The sequence below is a fragment of the Agriterribacter sp. genome, from assembly GCF_035497235.1.
Lineage (GTDB): Bacteria > Bacteroidota > Bacteroidia > Chitinophagales > Chitinophagaceae > Agriterribacter.
On sequence record NZ_DATJEB010000049.1, the window covers coordinates 179456 to 192877 of the forward strand.

The 13422-nt window shown below is 42.5% G+C and carries 8 protein-coding genes and 1 pseudogene; all 9 read left to right on the top strand.

Annotated elements, in window-relative coordinates; translation table 11 throughout:
* The first annotated feature begins 173 nt into the window (after window positions 1-173).
* Window positions 174-2393, top strand: a complete 2220-nt coding sequence (locus tag VL121_RS16940; RefSeq protein ID WP_325407531.1) for a peptidase domain-containing ABC transporter — start codon at window positions 174-176, stop codon at window positions 2391-2393.
* Between the two features lie 6 nt (window positions 2394-2399).
* Entirely contained in the window at window positions 2400-3743 is a 1344-nt protein-coding gene (locus tag VL121_RS16945; protein WP_325407533.1) for an HlyD family secretion protein, read from the top strand.
* Window positions 3744-3832: 89 nt separating this feature from the next.
* Window positions 3833-7033: a DUF1553 domain-containing protein gene (locus VL121_RS16950; protein WP_325407535.1), complete on the top strand. Its 3201-nt coding sequence runs from the start codon at window positions 3833-3835 to the stop codon at window positions 7031-7033.
* A 21-nt stretch (window positions 7034-7054) separates the two neighbouring features.
* Window positions 7055-8524: a DUF1501 domain-containing protein gene (locus tag VL121_RS16955; protein WP_325407537.1), complete on the top strand. Its 1470-nt coding sequence runs from the start codon at window positions 7055-7057 to the stop codon at window positions 8522-8524.
* Between the two features lie 19 nt (window positions 8525-8543).
* On the top strand, window positions 8544-9656 hold the full coding sequence (locus VL121_RS16960; protein WP_325407539.1) for an NHL repeat-containing protein: 1113 nt from the start codon (window positions 8544-8546) through the stop codon (window positions 9654-9656).
* A gap of 17 nt (window positions 9657-9673) precedes the next feature.
* Entirely contained in the window at window positions 9674-11062 is a 1389-nt protein-coding gene (locus VL121_RS16965; RefSeq protein ID WP_325407541.1) for a c-type cytochrome domain-containing protein, read from the top strand.
* Between the two features lie 513 nt (window positions 11063-11575).
* Window positions 11576-12622 (top strand): hypothetical protein, encoded by a 1047-nt coding sequence (locus VL121_RS16970; RefSeq protein WP_325407543.1) that lies wholly within the window; start codon window positions 11576-11578, stop codon window positions 12620-12622.
* A gap of 243 nt (window positions 12623-12865) precedes the next feature.
* Window positions 12866-13192 (top strand): annotated as a pseudogene (locus VL121_RS21745) (helix-turn-helix domain-containing protein); the annotation flags it as partial.
* Window positions 13193-13304: 112 nt separating this feature from the next.
* Window positions 13305-13422: VOC family protein (locus VL121_RS21750; RefSeq protein ID WP_414635429.1), on the top strand; the 118-nt coding region annotated here is incomplete at its 3' end.

Genomic DNA, 13422 nt, shown 5'->3' on the forward strand with positions numbered 1-13422 from the left:
GTTAGTTTAAATTTTACTTCATCCATATATTTTTACAGAATATAATTTTATTCAGGACACAAATAGAAGATAATGTAAGTGCATACACTTATATCAGTGTTTAGTATCTATACCAATTCACTATAGATTTTATTATTTTAATTGCTACATTGTAATTGTATTTAATTGCTATAATGAAAAGCTTGAATTCCTTTGTATTTTATAAGCAGCTCAATGCTATGGATTGTGGCCCTAGTTGTCTTAAAATGGTGGCAAGGCATTATGGTCATCATTTTAATACGGATACCTTACGCCACAAAGCAGGTTTTAATAAAGCAGGTGTTTCCCTGTTGGGGATAAGTGAAACCGCCGAGGAACTGGGATTCAGAACAAGAGGCGTTAAAATTTCTTTTGAGCAATTACAACAGGTAGCAATGCCCTGCATCCTGCACTGGGATCAAAATCATTTTGTGGTATTGATTTCTATTACCCGGTCAAAAATAAAAATAGCCAACCCTGGCAAAGGCATTATAACACATACGTACAATGAGTTCTTATCTCACTGGGTGGCTTCAAAAAATGAAACAGGTGAAGATGTTGGTATTGCTTTATTGATGGAGCCTACCCCCTTATTTTATCAGCGGCAGGGAGAGAAGGAGAAAAAACTGAGCTGGCAACTGGTTCTACAATACCTTGTTACCAGCAAATGGCAAATTACGCAGGTATTTACAGCACTGCTTATTGCTTCATTATTGCAATTGGTATTTCCCTTTCTAACACAAAGTATTGTGGATAACGGGATCAATCTTCATAACCTGCACTTTGTAACCGTTGTTTTGGCGGCCCAACTGATGCTTACCTTTAGCAGAACGGTAGTTGATTTTATCAGAAACCGTTTGCTGTTAAGAATATCCAATATCCTGAATATCCAGATACTGTCTGATTTCTGGATAAAGCTTACCCGCCTGCCCGTGTCTTACTTTGATATACATCACACAGGCGATACGTTGCAACGGATCGGAGACCATAAGCAGATCCAAACATTCCTTACCGGTTCTGCCCTGTCCACATTATTTTCCGTATTCAACTTTGCCATATATGCCATAGTGCTCATCGTATACAATGTGCAACTGTTCTTTGTGTTCTGCGCAGGCAGCTTTATCTATTTTTTGTGGGTTACCCTGTTCCTTCGTATAAGGCGAAAGCTGAATTATGAAGGCTTTCATCTTTCCGCTAAAGAAAACGATGCCACATTGCAATTGATACAGGGTATGCAGGAGCTAAGGCTTAATAATGCCCAGAAGCAAAAAAGATGGGAGTGGGAAAATATACAGGCATCTCTCTTTAAACTAAATTTCAGGAACTTAAATTATAGCCAATGGCAGGAGGCAGGGGCAACCTTGATCAACCAGGTACAGGGTATTATAATCAGCTTTATTGTAGCGGCTTTTGTAATAGACGGTAAGCTTACGCTTGGAGCTATGCTGGCTATACAATATATAATGGGACAGCTTAGCGCTCCTGTTCAGCAATGGATAGGGTTTGTGCAAAGCGCCCAGGATGCCAAAATAAGCATGGAAAGATTGAATGAGATACATCAACTGGATGAAGAAGAGCAACAGGGTAAAATGTATATAAAACAACTGCCTGAAGAAAAAAGTATTCTGCTGAATGAGGTATCATTTACCTATCCCGGAGCAGGCAACGACCTGGTTTTAGAAAAAATAAATTTGCTGATCCCTGAAAATAAGGTGACTGCTATAGTTGGAGCCAGCGGCAGCGGAAAGACCACCCTTGTAAAAATTTTGCTGAAGATATATGATCAGTATAACGGGGAAATTAAGATTGGAGCAAAAGAAGATAAAGAAGAAGGGACAAAGCTTGACTATATCAGCCATTCATTCTGGAGAAGCAAATGCGGGGCGGTATTACAGGATGGCTATATTTTTAACGATACCATAGCGCGTAATATAACAGTAGGCGATGAGGAAATTGATTATAACAGGCTGGCGCATAGCTGCAGGGCAGCTAATATTCATTCATTTATAGAATCGCTGCCTAACGGCTATTATACAAAGCTTGGTGTGGATGGTACGGGGGTAAGCCAGGGACAAAAGCAAAGGCTGCTTATAGCAAGGGCAATATACAAAGACCCGGATTATATTTTTTTTGATGAGGCAACCAACGCGCTGGATGCCAATAACGAAAAAATAATTATAGAGAACCTGGAGCATTTTTTTAAAGGCAGAACGGTTGTGATAGTAGCCCACAGGTTAAGCACAGTAAAAAATGCCGGTAAAATTGTAGTACTTGAAAAGGGTAAAATAGTTGAAGAAGGAACACATATAGAATTGACCAGTCTTAAAGGGAAATATTTTGAGCTGGTAAAAAATCAATTGGAACTTGGAAACTGATAAACTATGAAAAACGAAATAGCAGATATGACGCCTCTTTCTGAAACGGATATGACATCTGTTTCCTTAAACAAAAATTTTGTTCTCCGCTCCGAAGAAACGCAGGAAGTTATCAGTCGTAAGCCGGACCCTTTTGAAAAATGGGCGTTACTAATTTTTCTTCTTATTATAACAGCAATTGCAGCAGGATCGTGGTTTATAAAATATCCTGATACAATAGAAGGAAGCGCTATGCTTACAGGCATGAACGCACCAAAAGAGATCGTTCCTCAACAAACAGGCAAGCTTACTGCCTTACTTGTAAAAAATAACCAGCAGGTAAAACAAGGTGATGTATTAGGCTGGATAGAATCAAACGCCGATACAAAAGAAGTGATTGACCTGGCGTTTAGGTTGAATAGCGGCGTACAAATGTTGGATACCGGCAGCCCTTTATCCATTGCGGCCTTATTTGATAAACACTTTACCAGGTTGGGTGAATTGCAAACAGCTTACCAGGTATTTATTGCTGCAAAACAGCAATACAGTGATTATTTTGTAAATGATTTTTATTTGAAAAGAAAAAATATGCTACTCAGGGATATCGCCGCGTTGCAACATATAAAAGAGCAGGCCACCGAACAAAAGGAGCTGACGGCTGAAGACAACGCGCTTGCAAAATCCACTTTTGAGATGAACAAAAAACTGTATGAAGAAAAAGTAATTTCTAAGCAAGAATACCGCCAGGCGCAAAGCGCATTATTAAGCAAACAACAATCCCTGCCGCAGATAAACGCAAATATTACATCACAAGACAATCAAATTCGCAGTAAGCAAAAGGAAATAGACCAACTGGAGCATGATATTTTACAACAGCAGCAAACTTTCGAGCAGGCAATGCACACGCTTAAAAGCAGCGTAGACGACTGGCTGAAACGGTATACGATACAGTCTCCGGCAGACGGAGCTGTTGTTTTTGCTTTGCCGCTTCAGCAAAATCAATACATTGAGCAAGGTAAGCTGTTAGGTTATGTTAACCCCCGCGACAGCAAGTATTACGCAGAAATAAAACTGGCCCAATATAATTTTGGAAAAGTGGATACAGGCATGAAGGTGCAATTGCGCTTTTATGCCTACCCATACCAGGAAACGGGTTTTCTGTCTGGCACTTTAAACTACCTCTCCGATGTAACCATTGACAGCAGCTTTTTAGGAACGATACAATTAGATAACGGGCTTATTACCAACCAGCATAAAACCATTCAATATAAAAATGGGCTTAAAGCGCAGGCGCTTATTATTACAAAAGATATGCGACTCCCCGAACGCCTTTATTACTCTATTATAAAGTCCATCGCTATGAATCAATAATGAAACCTTTTTAATGATTATCTTTATCCCCTCATGGTTTCATACCTGGGCATTATATTTTATTGCAGAAGTTATTGCTTGTTTTAAATATGAAAAAAAGAATACCCTGGAAAATGGTAGTGCTGATTGCTTTACTGGCTATTGGCGCTTTTTTCTTTATCAGCACAGGAGCTGTTAATAAACCGGCTTCCATAGCAAAGTTCGACAAATCACTGCCGGCTCATATTGATTATAACCTGCACGTGAAACCCATTCTTTCCGACAAATGTTTTTTATGTCACGGTCCCGATAAGAACGAAGGTCAAAAAGCAGGCTTAAATCTTTCTACACGGGAAGGTGCTTTAGCGGCGTTAACGAGTGGCAAGCATGCTATAGTGCCCGGCAAGCTGGCCAAAAGCGAATTGTATTTCCGGATCACTACGCCCGATGAGGAAATGATGATGCCCAAAAAAGGATCTAACCGGGTATTAACCGATTATGAAAAAGCCGTATTGATTAAATGGATTGAGCAGGGAGCGGAATATAAACCCCATTGGGCTTTTATAGCACCGGTGAAACTTGATGTTCCTGCAGTGAAAAATAAACAGTGGGTTAAGAATGAGATAGACGCTTTTGTATTACAGAAGCTGGAAAGCAATGAGCTGCAGCCTTCACCGGAGGCCGATAAGGAAACCTTGCTGCGAAGGGTAACATTAGACCTTACCGGACTGCCACCCACCTTGCAGGAAACGGATGCTTTTATTGCCGATCAATCGGTCAACGCCTATGAAAAAGTGGTGGAGCGTTTATTGCAATCGCCTCACTACGGAGAAAAAATGGCGGTTGACTGGCTCGATGTTTCACGCTATGCCGATACGCACGGGTATACGGTAGACCGCTACCGGCCGATGTGGCCATGGCGCGACTGGGTGATTAAAGCGTTTAATGAGAATATGCCCTTTGACCGCTTTGTTACCTGGCAACTGGCGGGCGATTTATTACCCAATGCTACCCGCGAACAAAAGCTGGCTACCGCTTTTAACCGTAATCACGCGCAAAACATGGAAGGAGGGATCGTAGATGAAGAGTATAGAAGCGAATACGTGGTAGACCGTACCAGCACAGTGGGAACGGCGTTGATGGGCTTAACCATAAGCTGCGCCCGCTGCCATGATCATAAATTTGATCCTGTATCACAAAAAGATTTTTTCAGCCTCTATAGTTTCTTTAATAATGTAGATGAAGCCGGACAAATATCATGGGACAATGCCATGCCGGTTCCTACTATGTTGTTAACTGATGCAAAACAGGATTCCATCATCGCTTATCTCAGCAAAAAAGAAAGTGCTATAGCAACAGAATTGAATGCTATTACTCAAAGCGAAAAAGCCGGTTTTGAACAGTGGAAACTACACACCGGAAATACTATTCCGTTTAATGCAAAGAAAGGATTACAAGCTCATTTTACATTTGACAAACTTACCAACGGCGCTTTTATAAATGAAGTAAATACGAAAGATAAAGGCATAACGGCTGAGCCTGTACTTGTTCCCGGAAGGATTGGCAATGCTTTTAAATCGAATGGCGATGATGTGCTGAAGCTGGGTGAGGTGGGCATTTTTAACCGCTTTCAGCCTTTTTCCATTGGGGTATGGGTGAATATTCCGAAGGAGTTAAACAAAGGCGTTATTTTTCATAAAGGCAGTGGCGATATCACCTATAATTTCCGGGGCTATTTTTTAAATATAAAGCATGATAAAGCGGAAGTTTTAATGGCGCACACCTGGCCATACAACAATATACTAAAGGTAACTGAAGCTCCTTTGCCAAAAGAAAAGTGGATACAACTCACCCTCGTATATGATGGCTCGGGCAAAGCCGGCGGATTGAAACTGTTCATAGATGGTAGTGAAGCCGCTATGATAACGGAAAAGGATAACCTGTATAAGGATATTATGTTTACTAACGGAGAACAGCCGGGCTTGCAGGTTGGCGCCGACTGGCGGGGAACAGGGTTTAAAAACGGACTGGTAGATGAATTAGTAATTTATAACCGTGCGCTTACTCCCGCTGAAGTAAATATATTGGTTCATTTGCAGGCAGGCAACCCTGCTCCCCAAACCATTACTGATGATGACCTGTCGCAATACTATTTTTCCAGCGTTTCTCCCGGATGGCACCGGAAAGCCGCTGAACTGCAGCAAACAAGGTTAGAGCGAAATGCGGTCATGGAAAACATACCTGAAATAATGGTGATGGAAGAAATGAAGCAAAAAAGAAAGGCATATATATTGGAAAGAGGTGTGTATGATAATTACGGAGCGGAAGTACAACCGGATGTGCCCGCTGCCATATTACCTTTTGGAAAAGATCTTCCAAGGAACAGGCTTGGGTTGGCGAAATGGCTCATGGATCCTAAAAATCCTTTAACCGCGAGAGTGATTGTAAACCGTTACTGGCAAACTTACTTTGGTACGGGACTTCAGAAAAATGCCGACAATTTCGGTAACCAGGGCGGCATGCCCTCTCATCCTGAATTATTAGACTGGCTTGCCGTTCGTTTCCGCGAATCGGGCTGGGATGTAAGGGCCATGCAAAAATTGATTGTTTTGTCGGCTGCTTACCGGCAGTCTTCCTATACTTCGCCTGAATTATTGAAGAAGGATCCGGAAAATATATTATTGGCCCGCGGACCGGCATTTCGCTTAACCGCGGAGATGGTACGTGATGCGGCTTTAACAACAAGCGGCTTACTTTCTCCTGCTATTGGCGGAGCCAGCGTAAAGCCATACCAGCCCGATGGTGTATGGGCGGTAAACAGTGAAGTGTATCACCAGGATACGGGAGCCGCATTGTACAGGAGAAGCTTGTATACCTTTTGGCGGCGTACCAATCCGCCTCCGGCTATGAGCACTTTTGACGCGCCTATGCGAAGCAACTGCACCGTGCAAAGGCAGAAAACAAGCACGCCATTGCAGGCATTGGTGTTACTGAACGATCCGCAGTTTGTGGAAGCGGCAAAAGTATTGGCCGAAAAGGCAATGGCAAATGGCAACGCTGCTACCGACAGAATACTGTACTGTTACCGTGCTTTAACCGCGCGAACGCCTTCGGCAAAAGAAAAGGATATTCTCGAAAACTTATATGCCGTACAATATGAAAAGTTTAAAAAGCAGCCTGCTAAAATGAACGGATGGTTAACAGCGGGCAACTATAAAATTAAGCAGGGAAAAGACCTGCAGGCATTGGCTGCCACAACAGTAGTGGCAAGTACCATTATGAACTCTGACGCCTTTATCACCAAAAGATAACGGTTTGCTATAAACGAAAACATGATGAATAAAGAAATAGAACAGCTTATTGCCAGTAATCTTAACCGGCGGTCGTTTCTGTTAAAAGCTTCCCTTGGACTGGGATCAGTGGCGCTGGGTTCGCTTCTGGCAGGACAGGACGTTTTAACACCGCAAACGAATACTATTGCCGGGCCGCATGGCATAACAGGTATGCCCGATATACCGGCAAGAACCAAAAGAGTGGTATACCTCTTTCAGAGCGGCGGTCCTTCCCAATTTGAGACCTTTGATTATAAACCCCTGCTTGAAAAAATGCATGGGCAGGATTTACCGGATTCTGTAAGGAAGGGACAACGGCTTACGGGCATGAGCGCGCAGCAGTCTGCCCTGCCCTTAGTGGGTTCTTCTTTTCAGTTTGCCCAACGGGGGCAAAGTGGTGCGTGGGTAAGCGAACTTATGCCTTTCACGGGAGCCGTGGCAGATGACCTTTGTTTTATTAAATCCATGTATACGGAGCAAATCAATCACGACCCGGCTTTAACATTCATGCAAACCGGCAACCAGTTAGCCGGCCGGCCCAGCATGGGGTCGTGGGTGCATTATGGACTGGGATCGGATAATGATAACCTGCCGGCCTTTATTGTACTCGTATCAAACAATGCGCCAAAGGATCAGCCTTTGTATGCCCGGCTTTGGGGCAATGGTTTTCTTCCTTCCAAATACCAGGGGGTGCAGTTCCGTTCCGGAGCAGACCCCGTATTGTACCTGAACAATCCCAAGGGATATGAGGCGGCAGACCGCCGTGAAATGCTGGATGCGCTAAACGCTTTAAATCAGTCGCAGTTGGAAAGCTTCGGTGATCCCGGTATAGGCAACCGGGTGGCCCAATACGAAATGGCTTTCCGTATGCAGGCTTCCATACCCGAAATAAACGATATGAGCGATGAGCCGGATTGGGTGTTTGACCTGTATGGCTCCGATTCGCGTATTCCCGGCACCTATGCCGCCAATTGTTTACTGGCAAGAAGACTATTGGAAAAAAATGTAAAATTTGTTCAGTTATACCACCAGGGCTGGGATAATCATGGCAACCTCCCTTCTGCACTTACCCAGCAGTGTAAGGCTACGGACCAGGCCTCTGCGGCACTCGTAAAAGATTTGAAACAAAGAGGCTTATTAGATGATACCTTAGTAATATGGGGCGGCGAATTTGGGCGAACCAATTATTCGCAGGGAAAGCTTACCAAAGATGATTACGGACGCGATCATCACCCACGCTGCTTTACCATGTGGATGGCAGGTGGCGGCGTGCGGCCGGGTTTAACCTATGGTGAAACAGACGACTTCGGCTATAATATTGCGAAGAACCCGGTGCATGTACACGATTTTCAGGCTACCTTGCTGTATTTAATGGGCGTAGACCATGAAAAACTTACTTACGAAGCGGAGGGAAGAAGGTACAGGCTTACAGATGTGGAAGGCAGAATTGTAAAAGGAATTATTGCATAAACTTTTTAATTCTATCAATATGACAGCGCATAACAATTATCCCCGGAGACAATTTATTAAAAAAACGGCTCTTATTGGCGGTGGTGCGGTTGCCGGGTTTAGTATTACCGGTAAAGCCGGCCCTGTAAATGATGCTATTATCGGACATGGAAATTTCAGGTACCGCGTAAATAAAACATGGGGTAACCTCGACCCCGCAAAAACGCCGGTGCTGGATTGCCACGAGATGGTAAATGATTCAAAAGGCCGCCTGGTGATGATCACTGATGAGGTAAAGAACAATATTATTATTTACGACAGATCGGGCAAACTGCTTGATACATGGGGTACCCGGTATCCCGGCGGACACGGCCTTACCTTATCTGCCGAAGGTGAAGAGGATTTTCTTTTTATTACCGATTGCGGATATTTTTTGGATAAGGATAATAAATGGCAGTCGCAATCCGGCAGTGTATTTAAAACTACTATAGATGGCAGGTTGCTGTTCGCGTTAGGCCATCCTGCCACCATTGGCGTATACAAACAGGATGAACCTTTTAAACCCACGGAAGTGGCGGTTGCGCCCAATGGCGATTTTTATGTGGCGGATGGATACGGGTCTGATTATATTATCCAGTATGATCATAGCGGAAGATATATCCGCCATTTTGGAGGACATCATAATAGCAATGCGGAACATAACCTGAACAACGCCCATGGCGTGGCGGTTGATTTGCGTAATCCTTCATCACCAAAGTTGATCTGTACGTCACGTAACGACAATGCTTTTAAGTTCTTTACGCTGGATGGCCGCTATCTTGAAACAGTTAAATTGCCCGGCGCCTATGTATGCCGCCCCGTTTTAGATGGTGAAAATATTTATGCCGGCGTATGCTGGTCTAATTTCAGGGATACCGGTAAAATGGATGGCGGCAAATCCGGATTTGTTACCATATTAGATAAAAACAATAAGGTAGTTTCCAATCCCGGCGGAACACAGCCAGAATATAAAAAGGGTGAGCTGCAGCCCATGTTTGCAGACGGAAATATTTTTTATCACGGACATGATGTTTGCGTGGATGCAGATAAGAATGTATATATCTGTCAGTGGAATGCAGAAAAAACATATCCTGTTAAATTAGAGCGGGTATAGTAAATATTATTTGAGAGATGCATACAGACTGGTCATTGTTTTTTGGAAGCTTCCATCCGCTGATCGTTCATATTCCTATTGGTATTATACTATTTGCCGCGCTGCTGAATGGTATTGCCCTGTATAAAAAAAGCAGGACGCTGCAATCCGCCATCAGCATAGCGCTTTTGATTGGATCGCTGGGCGCCGCGCTGGCAGCGGTATCCGGCTACTTTCTTGCTGCTAATGGCGGTTATGACGCCGGTACCTTATTCTGGCATAAATGGACGGGTATTGCCGCTGCGGTCATTGGTTTTTGCGCATGGTGGATCAGGACAAATAAAAGAGCAGACATTCTTTTTTTGAAAACAAGGCTTAGTGCATGGCTGCTGTCTGTATGTGTATTACTGATCATTGCAGGCGGTCATTTTGGAGGAACTATGACGCATGGCGAAGGATATTTAACGGCGCATATGCCGGCTTTTCTCCGGTCTGTTTTCCCGGAAACACCCCGTGTGCAACCGCAGCAACTTCCTGCCCAGTTAGATTCCGTGCAGGTGTTTGCTCACGTCATTCAGCCCATTCTTAGCGCTAAATGTGTGAGTTGTCATAACCCGGGAAAGCAGCAGGGCGACCTGGTACTCAATTCGCCGGAAGCGATAATGAAAGGAGGTAAGAGCGGCAATACCCTTGTACCGGGCGATATTGGCAGAAGTGAACTGGTATACAGGGTTGGTTTGGATCCGCACAACACTAAATTTATGCCTGCCAATAACCAGCCGCCGCTTACTACCGTGGAGGCAGGATTACTGAAATGGTGGGTAGCGTCCGGGGCGGATTTTACAAAGAACATTGCCGAAAGCAAATTAGATGAAAAAACCAGGTATTTGCTGGCCTTCTACCTGGGCTTTGATGAAGAAAATGATAAGGAAATTATTTTACCTGAAGTTGCCCGCGCCGATTCTAATGTGGTGAGGCAGTTAAAAGAAATGAAATTGATCGTTCGCACGTTAACGGCACAAAGCAACCTGCTCGACATTTCTTTTGTAATGATGCGGCAAAGCAGCCCGGAGCAGAAAAAAGCGGCATTGCAGCTACTCTTATCCGTAAAGGAACAGGTTTACCGGCTTGATGTAAGCAATTGTGCGCTTACCGGCGAGGAAATAAAAATGATAGCCACGCTTCCCCATCTCAATAAACTGGAGATGCAAAAAAATAATCTTACGGATGAGGCTGTTGCGCCGCTGAAAGCATTGCAGCAACTGGTTTCATTAAACTTAGGCCAAAACGATATTACCGTTAAAAGCGCAACCGTGTTTCAGCAACTGGCAGCTTTGCAAAAAATCAATCTCTGGCAAACCCGGTTTACGGAAGAAGACGTAAAGCAATTGCAGGATACCATGAAAGGGGTGGTAGTGGAGCGGTGAGCAGGGAAGGGCGAAAGGAGAGAGGAGAGAAGTGAAAGAAGGAACACCAGTTCATCGTTAGTATACTTTAGCTCAAGGCTGACGACTCAAGATGATGGCTCAAGCTGTGCTATTCGCCGGGGGCTGCATCTAAGCAATAGACATAGCTATGCGGCCCGGCGAAATTTATTACCGGCAGGTTGCTTCATAATATCAGATTTTTTATCAATTTTAGGAATAAATGAATAGGTTTGATAACAGTTTTAGCCTGCACCCTGTATAATGCCCAATATTCAGTCCCTCCAATTCCAGGTGTGCAATTTCTGGTTTTTAGTAGTAGCTGAATCGCGCTATTCAATCTATATTTCTATGAGGGCCGGACCATTGAAATAGCCGTTTATAAACGCTTCTAAGCGTTTATAAGTGCTTAAAAATGGCTTTTATTGCGTAAATGAAAGTGTTGTATGCCATATTAAGGAACTCACATTTTGCAGAGACTTATTGACAAAATAAAAATATTACTGACATTGCATTATGACTGAACCACGAAAAATCAATGACATTTTTAATGACTTGCTAAAACAAAAAATGGAAGGAAAGCCTTCTAAACCTGTGAAGCAAAAATTGTCAATTCTTCAAGTTGAGAGTTTAAATAATAGACTTGACAGACTAACACCACAATTTAAAAAAGCAATTCAAGAAAAAAATATTGTAGACGCAAAAACTGTCGTTTCCGATTTGCAACAAGTATTAAGAACTTTAGGCAAAACAACAAAACTTGTTGAGTTCAAGAATCAATTATTTGAACTTGCGCTAGAAGAAAAGGATTATGATTTCGCCATTGACGGCTTTTTATCAAACAGAACACTTGTAAATAATTCTACCCGATTACATTTAGAAGCTACTGCACTTTTAGCAATAGCTTATCTAAGAAAAAGCGAGATTGAGAAGGCAAAGCTATTTATAAAAGAAGTTTTAGAAAACAAAAAAGTAATAAAGACAGAAGCTACAAGAGAAAAGTTCAACAAGGAGATCATCGCCAGATTTGATGAAGAATGTGCTTTGGCTTCGCTTAATTCAAACAGGATAATTGAGATTAATATTGACGAACTTCACCAAGAAGTGATAAAAGTGTTAGAGACATCAACGAACGAACAACTTTATATTACAATTGGTAAGACAGTACCGAAATTTACAAAGGATTTACTTTACGAAGTAGATAAATTTTCTAAAAATCTACTGCCATATAAAGAGCAAAAAGTGCTTCCCCCACCCGAAGAAATAATAAAAGACGAACCTGCAGGTAAGACGGTGTTTTCCTCATTTAAACGAGTTGTTTATAATTCTCTTTGTGACCCTAAAAGTGAAGTATACAAAGCATGGTATTCTAATGCAGTTGGTTCAGTAGTTGACAAAAAATATATCACAGCAGCAGTCGGCTTGGCTTTGGCAGGACAAGGAATTGGATTTACAGCTTTATTAATTTCAGCAGCAGCACTTATTATAAGGTTTGGACTCGACATATATTGCGAAAAATACAAACCTGCTACCGTGACCGAATTTAGAAGAAAATCTAATTAAGTATCGGAGAAATACGGCATACAACATCGGGTTTTATGCAAGTTGGGCTGACGGAACAACAATGAACTTTTGTGCTGCCATCTACTTCGGTTCCGGCTGATGAATATCTATCGGCTTTTGTACTTATCTTCAACAAAAAATAAATCCGCGCAGCGGTTCGGGCAGACGAAATACTATTTCCCAACCTGCACAAAGCCCTGCCCGTTAGCAGAAATTGTAAAAAACGATCTCCACAGAGACAATATGACATATTACTTAAAAGAAATAACACGAATAAAAGACACCTGTTACCAAAACAAAGGACAGATTGATAAGGTGATTGGCACACGACATTATATCAACAATCACTTTGACAAAGGACTAAACCTGGGCTTGCTTTCCCCTATTCGCTTTACTTCAAAATTTCATCTGCTTCGACTCTTTAAAAAATACTACGGACAAACACCAAAAGAATATCTTGTTGAAAAGCGACTTGAACAGGCAAAAGAGATGTTATGCAAGGGAACCAATATTTCCGATACCTGCTATGACATTGGATTTGAAACTCCCGGTTCCTTTAGCACATTATTCAAAAGCACGTTTTGGTTTTACGCCGAGTGCCTTTCAAAAAAGAGCAACTTTCACAAAGTCGAATCATTTCTGATTTTAGATTTTTGCAACTTGAACTTAAAAAGTTACAAAAATGAAAGTAAAAGTAATTGGCATTCCGGTGCAGGACCAAGAAAAAGCATTGAAGTTCTACACAGGGAAATTGGGCTTTTTAAAAAAAATTGATGTTCCATTGAGCGAAAAAAACAGGT